Genomic DNA, 15525 nt, shown 5'->3' on the forward strand with positions numbered 1-15525 from the left:
CCTATTCTCTTCTCCTAAGCCTTCTCTTCTTTACATTTCTAATTCGTATGGCAAGCATAATAACTAGAAGTACTATAATTGAAGTAATTGTATATAAAAGCTTATTTTGGCTTAGCAAATCACTGGTAGTAACAGTTGTATAAATATCATAATTTTTAGTTACACCTCTTTCTTTTAGGGTAAGCGTTCCTATAGAAGTATTTGATTTAATTTTCCATGGATTTGTTGTATTTAGTGTAGTAGAAATAGTTTTCTCTTTATTATTAACGTCATTAGCATAATATTGAACATTTTTACTTACTTTAAGGGGAATTTCTATAGTTTTAGTGGGGCCGAGAAATATAAATGGTTTATAAGTGAGGCTCTTAGTACTAAGCGCATCATTAGCAGAATAAAGATTTGTATCTTTTATAGAATAACTGTAATTTATTAAAGCTTCCATGTCTTTTGAGGCTTGGGTGTCTGAGGGTTCATTCTTTGAATTCATAACAACACCAATGATTTTTCTACCATCTCTATTAAAAATTGCAACTAGACATCTTCCTGCTTGGTTCGTAAATCCGGTTTTTCCTCCAATGCATGTACTGTCATAAAGTGAAAGGTTATTTAAAATAAGTTTATTACTGCTTACAATGGGGATTTTAAGTCCATCTTCAGTTTGAAAAACATAATTTTTTTGCTCTACCGTATCCAAGATTGTTTTGTTTTCAAAGGCATTTTTGCCTATTATGCTCATATCATATGCAGTGGAGTAGTGGTCTGGATCGTGCAAACCGTTTGGGGTTACAAAATGTGTGTTTTTAAGACCTAGCTTAGTTACTTCTTTATTCATTAGTAAAGAAAAATCAGTATTTGTATCTTTTATATTATCATTGGGTTTGCCCACAATATTGTCAGCAATCATATAGGCGATATCATTTGCTGAATAAATAAGCATGCCGCTAAGAGCATTCTTGGCTGTTATCTTTTCACCAACATTTATGGGCTTTTTATCAACATTTAGGGATGCAGAAGGTTGATTTTTAGCACTAGTCGTATATGTAAGTATGTCACTGGGCTTTTTTGTTTCAGTAAGTATTAGTGCAGTTAAAAGCTTTGTTGTGCTAGCAGGATACTCCCTGGCATCTAGATTCTTAGAATATATGATTTCACCTGTACTAGCATCTATTGCAACAGCTGCTTTAGCAGTTATGTCTGGTGCAGAACCTTTTTCATCAGCGAAAGCGGTTGAAGTAATTGATAGTGACATTGCTATGGTTAGCATTATATAAATAATTTTACGTTTCAATTTCATCTCTCCATTTATAGGCTATTTTAATCAATTTGATAATAAAGTCATTTTATTTTTCAAAACACGTAGATTATATCATCTTTAAAGTAAAAATGTAAGCACCCAGAGATGCATAAGTGCTTACATAGTGTGACTATTTCTTTGTGTGAACTTTAATATTAAGAAATTTGTTGAATATTTTAATAAGATTAATATGTTGATATTCTACATAAGGAGAATCTTCCTTACTAAGATCATTTTTCACATTTTCTTTTGAAATAGTTATATCAATTATCTCATTATTATGCTTAAACTTTATAGTATATATCTCTTCTAATTCATTTGAAACACCTGGAAGGCTTGAGCCTAAGCTACTAATATCTATTTTTTCAATAGATATTAGTTTGGCTTTTTCAGTGGGTCTACTAGTTAATACTCTAAATAATATTTTATTAAGAAGTTTTACTAGTATAAATAAAAGTAAGCCAACCAGTGCTATCTTCAAGTACATTTCTATATATGCAGTCTTAGCGTAATAAAGATTGTATATGTCAAATTCGGAAGAGCTTAAAATAAAATAAAGTGCGACTGGCGCCACTAAAAAGCAAAGTAATAAAATGATGACATAATCCAATAATTTCTTTTTCAAAGTATCATCTCCCTTTAAAAAAGTTTTAAGTTATTTGTTATTTAAAATTATATTCCATATTAAGATATTTTAAAAGGGTAAATATTAATTATTGATAAAAATTTCATATTATACGTAACTGAGCAAATATTTTTCATTTTATTTTATAAAATGGGTATTCATTTTTTTAATATAATAGTTTATAATGTAAGCAAAAGATTTGTAAAAATTACCATTAATTATGAATGCGAGGTGTAGTTATGGAAAAATGTTCATTTCTGAGTACCTATGATGAAGAGGTAAGTTGTTTTAATGAATGTCCATTTTATTGTGATGAAGAAACTGATTCAACATGTCCATTTAAATCGATTACAGGAAAAAGTAGGCATAATATTAAGAGATTATACCAATACTATTTCTCAGAGGATCATATTCTCAATTTTGATGAGGAAGTTGAAGTAGAATCTGAAATAGAAGTAAAACCTAGTATAGAGATAGAACTAGGAATAAAAGTTGAAAGCAATAGTTGTAAAGTTTAAATATTACGTAAGGTAGGTGATTTACCCAATGGAAAAAACATTAGTATTAATAAAACCAGATGGGGTTCAGCGGGGGTTAATCGGTAGTATTATTAGCTTTTACGAGAAAAAGAGTCTTTATATAATAGCATTGAAAATGCTTAGGGCAGACAAAACAATAGCTCAAATGCATTATAATGAACATGAAGGAAAAGAGTATTTTGGTGATTTAATTGATTATATAACTGAGGGAAGAATTTGTGCAATGATAGTTGGAGGTGAAGATGCCATAGAAATTGTTAGAAAAATAAATGGAGATAAAAATCCTAAACTTGCAGAGATGGGTAGCATAAGAGGAATATATGCTGATGATAGAACAAGAAATTTAGTTCACGCATCGGATAATGAAGAAAATGCTAAAAGGGAAATAGAACTTTGGTTTCCAGAGATCAAGTTATAATTAAAAAGTAGATGTTTGAAAAATAATTTAAATTATAATTATTGACATGTATAACAGGTTATGAACAAGTAATTGAGATGTGCATATAATAATGATTAGAATATTTGTATTGGTGGGTATTTATGAATAAAAAATTATTTTATCCAACATGTTTACTAATTTTGTTATGTATATGCACATCTGTTTTTTGGGGCTGCGGTACTAGCAGTAATGTGTCCGCTAAAAAAATAAGACTTAATGAGGTTGTACGTTCAGTGTTTTACGCTCCTTTTTATGCTGCAGTGAATAATGGATATTTTAAAGAACAAGGTCTTGATATTGATCTTTCAATTGGTCAAGGTGCTGATAAGACTATGCAGGAAGTTCTTAGTAAAAATGTGGATATAGGTTTTTGCGGTCCAGAACAATCAATTTATATCCAAAATCAAAATAAAGAGGATTATCCAGTTGTATTTGCTCAGCTTACACAAAAGGATGGTTCTTTTCTTGTTGGTAGAAAAGAGGAAAAAAATTTCAAATGGGAAGAACTTAAGGGAAAGACAATTATTGGTGCACGTCCAGGTGGAGTTCCAGAAATGACCTTGGAATATGTGCTTAAAAAGCATGGACTAAATCCTAAAAAGGACGTAAAAATTATAACTAATATACAGTTTAATGCAACGGCAGAAGCTTTCAAAGCAGGGACAGGAGATTATGTTGCACTTTTTGAACCTACAGCAAGTATTTTGAGGCAAACTAGTTCCGGATATATTGAATCTTCCATAGGAAGTGAGACTGGAATGCTACCCTATACTTGCTATTTTACAACAAAGTCATATTTAGATAAAAATAAGGACACCTTGGTTAAGTTCACTAAAGCTATTTACAAGGGTCAAAAATGGATAGAAAATAATAGTGATATTAAAGTTGCAGAGAAGATAAAAACTTTTTTTCCAGGTACAGATGTTAATCTCTTAGCACAAAACGTAAAAAATTATAGGAAGGTAAATGCATTTGCTTATAGTCCTGAAATAAATAAAAGTGATATAAATAGGCTAATGGATATTATAGAAGGATACCAAAAAGATCTCATTAAAACAAGACCGGCGTTTAATAAACTTGTTAATACGGACATTGCCAAAGAAGCGGTTAAATAAAAAGCGACAAATGTTTGTCACTAAAAAAAAGAGAGAGAGTATATGTTTCAATCTGAAATTTATGCTCTCTCTCTTTTTTTAGGCTACACCGAAGTTGGTTGTGGTTCATATAATAATATATATGAGAAATTGGTTTTGGAGAGTTTTAAATGAATAAATTAGAAATTAAACATATATTTATGAATTATCATTCCATGGCGGGTGAAACGGAGGCTATAAAGGATGTTAGCTTAATTGTAAACAAAGGCGATTTTGTAAGTATTGTTGGACCATCAGGCTCAGGTAAGTCCACCTTATTAAATATAATTGCTGGACTTATAAAACCTTCAAAGGGGAAAATTTTAGTGGATGGACAAAACCTAGAAAATTTCAGTGGGCAGTTTGGATACATGTTTCAAAAAGATGAACTTTTCGAATGGCTAAATATTTATAAAAATGTACTAATTGGATTAAAAGTTAAGCATAGAGAAACCCCATCAAATATTAAGAAAATAGAAGAAATGCTAAAAGAATATAAACTTTTGGAATTTAAAAACCATTATCCCAGTGAATTGTCAGGTGGAATGAGGCAAAGAGCGTCATTGATAAGAACTTTAGCATTAAACCCTGAAATTTTAATTTTAGATGAGCCATTTTCAGCTCTTGACTATCAAAGCAGGCTTCGTGCTAGTGATGAAATTTATAAGATAATAAAGCAGGAAGGTAAAACGGTTATAATGGTTACTCATGATATATCAGAAGCAATATCTATGTCACAAAGAATAATAATATTTTCAAAGAGACCCGCAAAGATAAAAAAAGAGATATCTATTGATTTTAAGGACAATTCACTTACGCCCTTACAAAAGAGAGCAGACCCTAGGTTTAGAGAATATTTTGATTCCGTATGGAAGGAGCTTGAAATAGATGAATAGTGTTAGTAACGAACATATGAAATTTGTTAAAGACATCAAAAGGAAAGCTAGGATGATAACAATTATAAGATGGATTATCCTAATTGTTTTTTTTGCGCTATGGGAAGTGGCAGGAGACTTAAAGTGGATAGATCCATTTTTTATAAGTACTCCAAGTAGAGTATTTACTAGTCTTGTTAATATATATAAAGAAGGAACACTTTTTACACATATTGGGGTAACATGTTATGAAACAGTTTTAGGATTTACACTAGGAATGCTTATTGGCATAGCTATAGCAATATTACTTTGGTGGTTCGATTTTCTGGCTAAATTGTTAGACACATACATTATAGTGCTGAACGCATTACCTAAAGTTGCTTTGGCTCCAATAATAATATTTTGGATAGGGAATGGGACTAAAGCAATAGTTACAATTGCAATTTTGATATCTATTGTGACCACAATAATAAGTATTTTAGATGGTTTTAACAGAGTAGATACTGATAAAATAAAACTTTTAAAAACATTAGGTGCAAATAAATTCCAAATTCTTGTAATGCTCGTAATACCATCATCTGTTCCAAATATAATATCTGCACTTCGAATTAGTGTTGGACTTTCATGGGTAGGTGTAATAATGGGAGAATTTTTAGTGGCCAAGGAAGGATTAGGATTCTTAATAGTATATGGAGGCCAGATATCTCAGCTTGATATGGTAATGATGAGTATAGTAATTCTTGCAATTCTTGCATATATAATGTATGAAATAGTTCTTATATTTGAAAAAAAGATAAGATCAAGATTTTAGTTAGGAGGCAACATATGAAAGTTGATGTGGTATTTCAGGGAGGAGGCGTAAAGGGAATAGCTTTTGTAGGTGCAATTGAGGCTCTGGAAAAAAATGGTTATACATTTAACAAACTTGCAGGTACGTCAGCAGGAGCTATTACAGCAGCTTTACTCTCAGCAGGCTATACAGGGAAGGAACTGAAAGAAATAATGCTTAATATGGATTATACAAGGATTGTAGGTACAGGTGCATATGGAGGTATACCTTTAATGGGTAACGCTATAGAACTTATAAGAAAAAAAGGTTTCTATGATGGCCGTCCAATTGAACAATGGATTCACAAACTCTTAAAGAAAAAAGGAATAGTGAAATTTAAAGACTTAGAAACATATGGAGGTAGAACTCTTAAAATAATTGCTGCAGATGTAACTCGTAGAAATATACTAATAATTCCTGATGATTTAAAAAACTATGGTATTGAACCATCTGAATTTGAAATAGCAAAGGCTGTTAGAATGAGCACAAGTATTCCATTTTTTTTTAAACCTGTTAAGCTTAAGTATAATAATAATGTAAGTTATATTGTAGATGGTGGCATTATAAGTAATTTTCCAATTTGGCTTTTTGATGTAAGGGATACTCCACGGTGGCCTACTTTTGGATTTAAATTGAAAAATAATACAAATAAACATGTTACTCCTGCTAGGAAAGATCTATTTTCATATTTTATTGATGTGGTAGAGACTAGCTTAGATAGAAATGAGGAAGAATATTTGCCGGATAGAAATGCAGTTAGGACTATTGAAATAAGCACAGGGGGTGTTAGAACCACAGAGTTTAATATATCACGGAAGAAATGCGATAAACTTTATAAATCAGGATTTGATATAACAAATGAATTCTTAAATAGTTGGAGCTTTTATAATTATATTGCAAAATACAGGAGGTAAGTGAAAATATAGAAACTAAGGCGAAATATTATAATATATAATAGTTATTGACATAGAAAATCAACAAATGTAAAATATAAATATAGTTTTTGTAAAGTGGGTAATAATTATGAAGAAAAAAATCAAAATGTTTTTAGTGCTTTTAGCATTATTTTTTTACACTTATATATCAGGTTATAATTTCTACAATCATGGATCTTTAAATTATTTAAATAACAAAAAGATAAATGTTTCTGTGGCAAAATATGTTCAGCTATTGGATTCAAATTACAATTCCACAATACATAGTGGTACAGGGAATAGTACTGGAAGTGATAATTCAACACAACCTGATGGTGGACAAGCAACTGAACCGACACCAACGCCGACACCAACACCAACACCAACACCAACGCCGACGCCAACACCAACACCGACACCGACACCGACACCGACGCCAACAAAGACACCAACACCAACAACGGTTAAAACGAATACTACTAAAAGCTCAACAAGTAGTACGAATACAACCAAAACAACAAAGGCAACAAATACAACAAATACAACTACCAAGAGTAATAGTACAGGGCAAAATGCATCTACTAATGCAACTAATAATGTTAGTAAAGGAGTAACAACTTCAGATGGAACGAATATGGTAAGTACTGAACAGGGGAATTTAACAAATTCAAATGGAACTTCAGTACAATCAAATAATACAATGAATGCTGTGAATGCTAATACAGCAGACGACAAATCAGTTAAAATTTTGGCATCAGATAATACAAATAGTACAGTATTAAAAAGAAAAATAATTGGATTTGGTTTGATTTTCGTAGTAGTGGTTGTTGCTTTAATATATTTAATTAAAACAATAAAATCACCAAAAAATAATTTTAACAATTTGGAAAAGGTTAGGAAAAAGTTTAAACATAAACATTAAAATTATTGCTAAAAATAGTATATTAGGTTAAAAATTACACAAGAGTTATAAGGCATAGAAATCCATTTTATCTAGAGAAAAGATAAAATGGGAGTCTATGCCTTCATTTTTATTGTATTTTAGAAAATTTTAATAATTACTTTATTGTTAATTTATAAATATAATGTAAAATGTAATTACAAGACATTAAAGGGTAAGAATTTTAAGGAGGGGTCATGTAGTTATGAAGAAAAAAGTTATTATAGGTATAATAATTGTAGTAATTGTTGCTAGTGTAATAGGAATAAGCAGAGCAAGTAGAAATAGAGGTAAGTTTACAACAGTTAAAGTTGCAACTGTAACTAAAGGGGACATAAAAGCTTATTTTTCAACAACAGCAATTATAAAGTCCAAAAATAGCAAGGATTATTATGCACCAGATCAAGCAAAAGTTAAAACTGTAAATGTTAAAATAGGGGATAAAGTAAAAAAAGGTGAGGTCTTAGTAACATATCAAGTTACGGATTTATCTGGAACAGTAAAGCAGGCACAAATAAATTTAAGCAGTGCTAATAGTCAAAAACAGGATTTATTAAATACAGTTACTACAAATAATCAAAAAATTGCGGATACAAATAATCAAATTACTGATGCTACAAATCAGATAAATAATTTGACCGCACTTCAAAAATCCAATCCAGTTGCATATCAAGCAGCAGGAGGAGACAAACAACTGCAGACATTAAATTCAACAGTAACTAGCTTAAATAGCACAAAAAGTCAGATACCAGATGAAACAGAAAAGTTAAAACAAGCTGATAATTCAATAAGTCTAGCTCAGGTCAATTTAGATACGGCTAATGAAAATTTAGCAAAAAGTGTGAATAGCAATGTGGCAGATTTCGATGGAGTAGTTACATCATTAAATGCAAAGGTTGGTGGAACTGGATCTGGAAGTTCAGCAAATGGTGGAAGTTCCGCGGCTGTAACAATAGACGATGAAACTAGCTTGGAAGCAGAAGTAAACTTAGATAAATATAGTGCTAGCGAAGTGAAGGTTGGTCAAACTGTAACTTTGAATTTTGCAAACAAAAATTATACTGGTAAGGTATCATATGTAGCACCATCAGCATCAACATCAACGTCAACAACGACTTCAAGCACCACACTTGATGCAGATATAGATATAAATACACCACAAGATGGGTTAATAGAAGGATTTGATTCAGATGTTAATATACTAACTGGAGAGAGTGACAAGGTATTAAGTGTACCAGCTGAAAGCATAAAAACGGATAAGTCAGGAAATAACTATGTGTTTGTTATATCAAATAATAAAGCTGTTAAAAAAGAAATTCAATTGGGCTTGCAATCTGATATTGATGCAGAGGTTAAAAGTGGACTTAACGTAGGGGATAAAGTCATACTAAATCCCAGTGCCACAATAAGTAATGGAACTTCAGTAAAAGCTAATTAAGGTGGTGTATAAAACATGATTGAGGTTACTAACATAACTAAAAGATATTTAACTGGAGATATAGATTTTACAGCACTTAAATCTGTAAATCTAAGTATAGAAAAAGGAGAGTTTACTTCCATAATGGGTCCTTCTGGATCAGGAAAGTCTACTTTTATGAATATATTAGGTTGTCTTGATAAAATGGATGCGGGAAAATATATGCTTAATGGTCAAGATGTTTCAAACCTTACTGGTAATGAGCTAGCTTTTGTTAGAAACAAAGAAATAGGTTTTGTATTTCAGGCATTTAATCTATTGCCAAGGTTATCAGTACTGGAAAATGTGGAACTGCCAATGGTATACTCAGGTGTTCCTGCAAAGGAAAGACGTGAAAGAGCGCTAGAAGCATTAGAAAGGGTATCATTAGGCGATAGGGTTAAACATAGACCAAATGAAATCTCAGGTGGACAAAAACAGAGAGTTGCCATTGCTAGGGCAATAGTAAACAGACCCAATGTAATTATGGCTGATGAACCAACTGGAAACCTTGATTCTAAATCAACCTTTGACATAATGAAAATTTTTCAAGATCTAAATGACGAAGGATCAACAGTGGTTATGGTAACTCACGAGCCAGATGTTGCTGTTTATACTAGGAGGATTGTAAGATTTAAGGATGGCGAAATAGTTGCAGACGAAGCAGTAAAAGATAGAATTAGGTTATAGAATTTATAACCATTTTATGAGAATGTTTTGTAAAGGAGAGTAATATGAATTTTTTAGAGAGTTTTAGAATAGCAATAGGAAGTATATTGGCAAATAAAATGCGATCCTTTCTAACTATGCTAGGAATAATTATAGGAATAAGTGCGGTAATAGCAATTGTATCTCTAGGTCAAGGTGCTCAAAATTATATTACAGATGCATTTAGTAAAATAGGTGCAACTACAGTAACTATAGGTTTAGATTCATCTAAAGCACAACAAAGTGATTACTTTACTTTAAAAGATGCAGCACAGATTAAACAAGAAGTAAGTACGATAAAATATGTAAGTCCAACGGTAGCTGAAAAAGGAACCGTAGTATCAAACATTACATCAAAAAATGCAAATATTATGGGGGTAACTACTGATTATGCAGATATAGAGAATTACGATATATCTTATGGTAGATATTTTAATGAGCTTGAGCAAAACGAGGGAAAAGCGGTAGCAGTGATTGATGAAACTTCAGCTACAACTTTATTTGGTAGTGCCGATGCAGTTGGTAAAACTATGGATATTGGTCCTACTGGTGCAAGTAAAAAAGTTACTATTGTTGGAATAAAAAGTTCTGCAGGTAGTTTTGGGGGTGGCGGTCCTAATGCCGCAATATCTGTAGATGTACCAATTTCATTTGTACAAACGATGTATTCAACTAATTTTACTATCAGTAATTTAACAATAGCAGCAGACTCAAAAGATGATGTTGAAGATTCAGGAAATAGTGCTGTAAGCATATTGGAAAGTAGACATAACAACAGGGGAAAAAGTATTTATATAGCTTCTAACCTTTTTAAACAAATGGATCAAATAAATAGTATATTAGGAATATTTACAGACTTTGTTGGAGCCGTTGCAGGAATTTCCCTACTGGTTGGTGGTATTGGTGTTATGAATATAATGCTTGTATCAGTTACTGAGAGAACCAGGGAAATTGGTATTAGAAAAGCAATTGGAGCTACAACACAAAATATTATGCTACAATTTTTGACTGAATCCGTTATAATTTCTCTCATAGGTGGAGTGATTGGAATGGCAATAGGAATTGGTGGTGCAGAGATTGTTGGAAATGCTGTAAATGTAACACCGGTAATTTCACCAGCAGTAGTTATTGCAGCAATACTATTTTCATCAGCAGTAGGAATATTCTTTGGATTATATCCTGCTAAAAAAGCTGCTGCATTAGATCCAATCGAAGCTTTACGATACGAGTAAGACATATGAAAGATAATAGGCTAGCATATGGTCTCACTATTTAAAAAAGGTGTACAAATAAGTCAAAAGGTCGGCTAAATAAACATTGCTGACCTTTTGTTTTCAAAATTTGGAGGATATATGTTTATTAAAAAGAAACTCACATTATCATATATTGCTATGCTATTAATACCAATAATATTGTTTTTATTCATTACATTATTTGTAGCTAATATATTTAAAGATACTTTAAAATCTTCATACAATATAGGTTATGGAGGACCTTTAGAAGATATTATTCAAAAGGATTCAATAGCAATAAATAATATAAAAAGTTTTATGATTTCAAATAAAAATAGTGGGAAAAATAATGATTTCTTTAAAAAACAAGAAAGTTATTTAAAGGAACAAACTGGTATTGTAATAAGAAAAAACAACAATTTTCTTTATATGTCACCATTCTTAAAAAACAGTGTTACTAGTAGCATATTACCCAAATTTGGTGAGTACGATGATATAAGTAGAAGGCATTCTCAATTTGAAAGTAAATCTTTACTGCTAAAACAATATGATTTTTCTATGGATGATGGAAGTAAGGTATCTATATTTTTAGTTTTAAATACTGTTTCAGCAGAAAATATTGTATATAAATTTTTTGCTATAGAAATTTTAATTCTAATAGCAATATTGATTATTACAAATGGTATTTTGACGTTCTTAGTATCTAGAAGTATAGTAAAACCTTTGGAAAAGCTTAAGGACGGAGCAGTACTTATAAAAAATGGCAACATGGATTTTCAGCTAGATATAAGTTCTAAAGACGAGATCGGAGAACTTAGTATGGCATTTGAAGAAATGCGGCAACGACTAAAGGAATCCTTGGAAATCCAGTTTCAATATGAAAATAATAGAAAAGAACTAATTTCCAATATATCGCATGATTTAAAAACTCCTATAACTGCTATAAAAGGTTATGTTGAAGGAATTAAAGACGGTGTAGCTGATACACCAGAAAAAATGGGGAAATACATTAATACAGTATATAAAAAGGCTATAGATATGGATAAACTGATAGATGAATTGTTTCTATTTTCAAAACTCGATTTAAAAAATGCTTCATTTAACTTTGAAAAAGTTGATCTTTTAGATTATTTAAATGATTGCTTAGAGGAACTGAAATTTGATTTAGAAAAAAAAGATATTAATATAATGCTTAAGGATCAAATAAATACAAAAGTTTATGTGGTAGCGGATAGGGAGAAATTGAAGCGAGTGATAATGAATATAGTGGAAAATTCCGTTAAATATATAGGAGAAAGACCAGGAGAAATATATGTAAAAATTGAAAAAGGTAAAGAATATTTGAGTTTAAGCTTTAAGGACAACGGAATCGGAATTTCAAAACAGGCTTTACCATATATATTTGATAGATTTTACAGGGCAGACCTTTCAAGAAATTCAAATACTGGTGGTAGCGGGCTTGGACTTGCAATTTCCAAAAGAATTGTTGAAGAACATGGTGGGAAAATATGGGCTGAAAGCAGTGAAGATGCTGGAACAAATATAATATTTACCTTAAAAAATTGGAGTGATGATTATATTGAAAAGGATACTGATAATTGAGGATGAGAGAAGTATAGCAGAACTTGAAAGAGATTATCTTGAAATTAATGGGTACACAGTAGATATAGAATGTAGTGGCAAACTGGGTTTATTGAAGGCAGAAAATACGGATTATGATCTTATAATATTGGATATCATGTTACCAGAAATAAATGGTTTTGAAATATGTAGAGAAATAAGAAAGCTGAAAGACATACCAATAATTATGATTTCTGCTAAAAAAGAAGATGTTGATAAAATACGTGGACTGGGACTTGGTGCTGATGATTATGTAACAAAACCATTTAGTCCTGGGGAATTGGTTGCAAGGGTAAAAGCACATCTATCTAGGTACGATAGATTGAGCTCCAAAGAAGATAAAAAAGAGGAAATTAAAATAAGAGGGCTAGTAATTGATAAGGTATCAAGGCGTGTATTTGTTAATGATAAGGAATGTATATTTACCACAAAGGAATTTGATTTGTTAACGTTTTTAGCATCAAACACAAATAGAGTATTTACTAAAGATCAATTATTTAATAGTATTTGGGCAATGGACTCACAAGGTGATTTAGCAACAGTTACTGTACACATAAGGAAAATAAGAGAAAAAATAGAGGTTGATCCATCAAATCCTCAGTATATTCAGACCATATGGGGAGTGGGATATAGGTTTGAAGCGTGATAGTTATACTCTAAATGAAAATGGGAGAAACATGGCAGTACATGTTCAGAGGCTACTCGCTACACTTAAGAAATACTAAGGTTACCTTATTGTTAAATGCCTAAAACCTTTAAACTCGCTGCGCTCAGACAATAAAGGTTTCTTAACGGCATTTAACAAACGGTAACCTAAGTATTTCTAAAGTGAGCTCGAATAGCCTCTTTCACGTGTACTGCCATGCTTCTTCTCATAATTCATTAGGGTAAATAAACCAAAATCAATAATCAAATGTTAGATATCAAATATCAGTTAAGTGCGCCTTAAACTGGTGTTTGCAACTGGTTTTACTTGTTGTGACTACTGCAACTGCCGCAGCCACTTGAGTTATTTGAATTGCTACAACTGGTACAATCTTTGTTTTGTGCATTTGGCTCACATTTTATCATAAAGCCTGAATCTGCAAAATTTAGATCTATAGATTTAATTTTTTCTTCTAAGGTATTTGCATAAACAAAGGTTAATCCGTCTATAGTTTTTAGTACATCATCTTTTTTTATTTCATCTAAAATAACATCCACTGTAGCACGGCTACAGCAGGAACTTATAAAGGAAAAACGAACACAATTGTATTCATTGTGCTCTTTTAAAAGATTATATAAATTTAAATGTGCCTCATTTGATATTTGTATATTCATAATGTTCTCCTTATTCTTCATATATGTCAGAATAACGATGCAATAAATTCTGTTTTAAATTCCAAAGGTTAGTGGAAAGATCCACGTAATAATTATGGGGGTTTTCAAGCCTTAAGACTTCTTGCCAAAGTTTATTTGTTTCTTTTTCAGCAAAAATTTTAATCTCATTTACGCTAGGACTCTCATATACGGGTTCTCCATTTTTAAATATTGGAACTTGCAAAGCTCTAACGTAAAAATTTTTTATTCTTTTCTTTTTCCAAGTATAAATGGGATCAAATACTTCTAGCTTTTTTGTTTCATCAATTATTTCATCATTAAGAGTAATAAGATCCGCAATGGCCTTATCAGTAGCTTTATCAAATATTCTATATATCTTTTTAAACCCTGGATTTGTTATTTTTTCTTCATTTTCGCTTATTTTTATTCTAGGAATAATAGCGCCATTTTCTTCAACAGCAACTAATTTATACACCCCACCAAATACAGGCTCACTTCTAGCAGTAATAAGGCGTTCACCAACACCAAAGCTGTCTATTTTAGCACCTTGAGCTAGTACATCAGTAATAATGTGTTCATCAAGTGAATTAGAAATTGTTATTTTAGCATCAGTATATCCAGCAGCATCTAATATTATTCTACATTTTTTAGTGAGATAGGTTATATCACCGCTGTCAATTCTAATTCCCACTGGTCTAATGCCTTTAGGTTTTAATATTTCATCAAATACTTTTATAGCATTTGGCAAACCAGATTTTAGAACATTATAAGTATCTATTAATAAAAGGCAATTATCAGGGTATGTAGTTGCCCAAGCCTTGAAAGATTCGTATTCAGTATCAAATAGTTGCACCCAAGAGTGAGCCATTGTTCCAATGGCAAGAATACCAAACATTTCTTCGGAAATTGTGCAAGCAGTAGCACTACAACCACCAATAACAGCAGCTCTTGAACCATAGATTGCTCCATCATAACCTTGTGCACGTCTAGAACCAAATTCCATAACAGGTCTTCCACTGGCGGCTCTACATATCCTATTTGCCTTTGTTGCTATTAAGGTTTGATGGTTAACAGTTAAAAGTATCATAGTTTCTACAAATTGGGCTTGAATCACAGGTCCTTTTACAGTAACTAGAGGTTCATTTGGAAAAACAGGATTTCCTTCTGGTACGGCAAAAACATCACAGCTGAACTTAAATGTTCGTAAGTAATCTAGAAACTTTTCAGAAAAGCCACCTTTATATTTTAAGTATTCAATATCTTCATCAGTGAATTTAAGACTTGATAAATACTCTATTAGTTGTGTAACACCAGCCATAATGCAGTAACCACCTTCATCAGGTATCCTTCTGAAAAACATATCAAAATAAGCTATTTTATCGCCTACTCCATTTTCAAGGTATCCATTTCCCATGGTTAGTTCATAAAAGTCTACCAGCATGGTAAGATTTCTTTCATTTCGCACATAATAATTTTTATTGAATTCCATATAAAACTCCCCTATCATTTTGATTCAATATATATTCTTTTTATAATTATATATTATACAATACTTTTTCAGTGAAGGAAAATACATTAGACATTGGCAGTAAAAAAGTTGT

General features: G+C 31.4%; 16 protein-coding genes. 12 read left to right on the forward strand and 4 right to left on the reverse strand.

Features of this window, described 5'->3' with window-relative positions; genetic code table 11:
* Position 1: 1 nt before the first annotated feature.
* Both BR66_RS0110285 and BR66_RS0110290 read right to left on the reverse strand, forming a co-directional pair.
* Entirely contained in the window at positions 2-1288 is a 1287-nt protein-coding gene (locus BR66_RS0110285; RefSeq protein ID WP_026882866.1) for a D-alanyl-D-alanine carboxypeptidase family protein, read from the reverse strand.
* 136 nt (positions 1289-1424) lie between these two features.
* A complete protein-coding gene (locus BR66_RS0110290; protein WP_026882867.1) occupies positions 1425-1919 on the reverse strand; it encodes a hypothetical protein in 495 nt (164 codons plus the stop codon).
* A 239-nt stretch (positions 1920-2158) separates the two neighbouring features.
* On the opposite strand from BR66_RS0110290, the gene BR66_RS23585 reads away from it, so the two are divergent.
* The 12 genes from BR66_RS23585 (at position 2159) to BR66_RS0110355 (ending at position 13250) form a co-directional block, all read left to right on the forward strand.
* The gene (locus tag BR66_RS23585; RefSeq protein WP_035795981.1) at positions 2159-2437 is read left to right on the forward strand and encodes a hypothetical protein; all 279 of its coding nucleotides are present in this window, start codon (positions 2159-2161) and stop codon (positions 2435-2437) included.
* A gap of 28 nt (positions 2438-2465) precedes the next feature.
* Entirely contained in the window at positions 2466-2876 is a 411-nt protein-coding gene (gene ndk, locus BR66_RS0110300; RefSeq protein WP_026882868.1) for a nucleoside-diphosphate kinase, read from the forward strand.
* Between the two features lie 122 nt (positions 2877-2998).
* The gene (locus BR66_RS0110305) at positions 2999-4012 is read left to right on the forward strand and encodes an ABC transporter substrate-binding protein (RefSeq protein ID WP_026882869.1); all 1014 of its coding nucleotides are present in this window, start codon (positions 2999-3001) and stop codon (positions 4010-4012) included.
* A gap of 149 nt (positions 4013-4161) precedes the next feature.
* Positions 4162-4926 carry an ABC transporter ATP-binding protein gene (locus BR66_RS0110315; protein WP_026882870.1) on the forward strand — a complete coding sequence of 255 codons (765 nt, stop codon included), beginning with the start codon at positions 4162-4164 and terminating at the stop codon, positions 4924-4926.
* Complete coding sequence (locus BR66_RS0110320) at positions 4919-5716, forward strand: ABC transporter permease (protein WP_026882871.1); 798 nt, start codon at positions 4919-4921, stop codon at positions 5714-5716. Before BR66_RS0110315 ends, BR66_RS0110320 begins: the two co-directional genes overlap by 8 nt.
* A 14-nt stretch (positions 5717-5730) precedes the next feature.
* Positions 5731-6648 carry a patatin-like phospholipase family protein gene (locus BR66_RS0110325; RefSeq protein WP_026882872.1) on the forward strand — a complete coding sequence of 306 codons (918 nt, stop codon included), beginning with the start codon at positions 5731-5733 and terminating at the stop codon, positions 6646-6648.
* Positions 6649-6757: 109 nt separating this feature from the next.
* Positions 6758-7570, forward strand: coding sequence for a hypothetical protein (locus BR66_RS26235; protein WP_026882873.1), 813 nt, complete (start codon positions 6758-6760; stop codon positions 7568-7570).
* Positions 7571-7793: 223 nt separating this feature from the next.
* A complete protein-coding gene (locus tag BR66_RS0110335; protein WP_026882874.1) occupies positions 7794-9026 on the forward strand; it encodes an efflux RND transporter periplasmic adaptor subunit in 1233 nt (410 codons plus the stop codon).
* 15 nt (positions 9027-9041) lie between these two features.
* Positions 9042-9734, forward strand: coding sequence for an ABC transporter ATP-binding protein (locus tag BR66_RS0110340; protein WP_026882875.1), 693 nt, complete (start codon positions 9042-9044; stop codon positions 9732-9734).
* Positions 9735-9778: 44 nt separating this feature from the next.
* Positions 9779-10984 carry an ABC transporter permease gene (locus BR66_RS0110345; RefSeq protein WP_026882876.1) on the forward strand — a complete coding sequence of 402 codons (1206 nt, stop codon included), beginning with the start codon at positions 9779-9781 and terminating at the stop codon, positions 10982-10984.
* Between the two features lie 120 nt (positions 10985-11104).
* Positions 11105-12586 carry a sensor histidine kinase gene (locus BR66_RS0110350; RefSeq protein WP_035795985.1) on the forward strand — a complete coding sequence of 494 codons (1482 nt, stop codon included), beginning with the start codon at positions 11105-11107 and terminating at the stop codon, positions 12584-12586.
* Complete coding sequence (locus tag BR66_RS0110355; protein WP_026882878.1) at positions 12564-13250, forward strand: response regulator transcription factor; 687 nt, start codon at positions 12564-12566, stop codon at positions 13248-13250. Before BR66_RS0110350 ends, BR66_RS0110355 begins: the two co-directional genes overlap by 23 nt.
* A gap of 323 nt (positions 13251-13573) precedes the next feature.
* Here BR66_RS0110355 and BR66_RS0110360 read toward each other — a convergent pair whose 3' ends face one another.
* A complete protein-coding gene (locus BR66_RS0110360) occupies positions 13574-13924 on the reverse strand; it encodes a hypothetical protein (RefSeq protein ID WP_051624183.1) in 351 nt (116 codons plus the stop codon).
* Positions 13925-13934: 10 nt separating this feature from the next.
* Entirely contained in the window at positions 13935-15413 is a 1479-nt protein-coding gene (locus BR66_RS0110365; protein WP_026882880.1) for a nicotinate phosphoribosyltransferase, read from the reverse strand.
* Between the last annotated feature and the right edge of the window lie 112 nt (positions 15414-15525).

It is taken from the genome of Clostridium akagii DSM 12554 (genome assembly GCF_000686725.1).
In the GTDB taxonomy this organism is placed as follows: domain Bacteria; phylum Bacillota; class Clostridia; order Clostridiales; family Clostridiaceae; genus Clostridium_I; species Clostridium_I akagii.

What these genes read in the sequence shown, in the direction of transcription:
- BR66_RS23585 (WP_035795981.1), top strand. Translation starts at nt 2,159, where the DNA reads ATGGAAAAATGTTCATTTCTGAGTACCTATGATGAAGAGGTAAGTTGT.
- BR66_RS0110320 (WP_026882871.1), top strand. Translation starts at nt 4,919, where the DNA reads ATGAATAGTGTTAGTAACGAACATATGAAATTTGTTAAAGACATCAAA.
- BR66_RS0110360 (WP_051624183.1), bottom strand. Translation starts at nt 13,924, where the DNA reads ATGAATATACAAATATCAAATGAGGCACATTTAAATTTATATAATCTT.
- ndk (WP_026882868.1), top strand. Translation starts at nt 2,466, where the DNA reads ATGGAAAAAACATTAGTATTAATAAAACCAGATGGGGTTCAGCGGGGG.
- BR66_RS0110345 (WP_026882876.1), top strand. Translation starts at nt 9,779, where the DNA reads ATGAATTTTTTAGAGAGTTTTAGAATAGCAATAGGAAGTATATTGGCA.
- BR66_RS0110325 (WP_026882872.1), top strand. Translation starts at nt 5,731, where the DNA reads ATGAAAGTTGATGTGGTATTTCAGGGAGGAGGCGTAAAGGGAATAGCT.
- BR66_RS0110350 (WP_035795985.1), top strand. Translation starts at nt 11,105, where the DNA reads ATGTTTATTAAAAAGAAACTCACATTATCATATATTGCTATGCTATTA.
- BR66_RS0110335 (WP_026882874.1), top strand. Translation starts at nt 7,794, where the DNA reads ATGAAGAAAAAAGTTATTATAGGTATAATAATTGTAGTAATTGTTGCT.
- BR66_RS0110305 (WP_026882869.1), top strand. Translation starts at nt 2,999, where the DNA reads ATGAATAAAAAATTATTTTATCCAACATGTTTACTAATTTTGTTATGT.
- BR66_RS26235 (WP_026882873.1), top strand. Translation starts at nt 6,758, where the DNA reads ATGAAGAAAAAAATCAAAATGTTTTTAGTGCTTTTAGCATTATTTTTT.
- BR66_RS0110340 (WP_026882875.1), top strand. Translation starts at nt 9,042, where the DNA reads ATGATTGAGGTTACTAACATAACTAAAAGATATTTAACTGGAGATATA.
- BR66_RS0110315 (WP_026882870.1), top strand. Translation starts at nt 4,162, where the DNA reads ATGAATAAATTAGAAATTAAACATATATTTATGAATTATCATTCCATG.
- BR66_RS0110365 (WP_026882880.1), bottom strand. Translation starts at nt 15,413, where the DNA reads ATGGAATTCAATAAAAATTATTATGTGCGAAATGAAAGAAATCTTACC.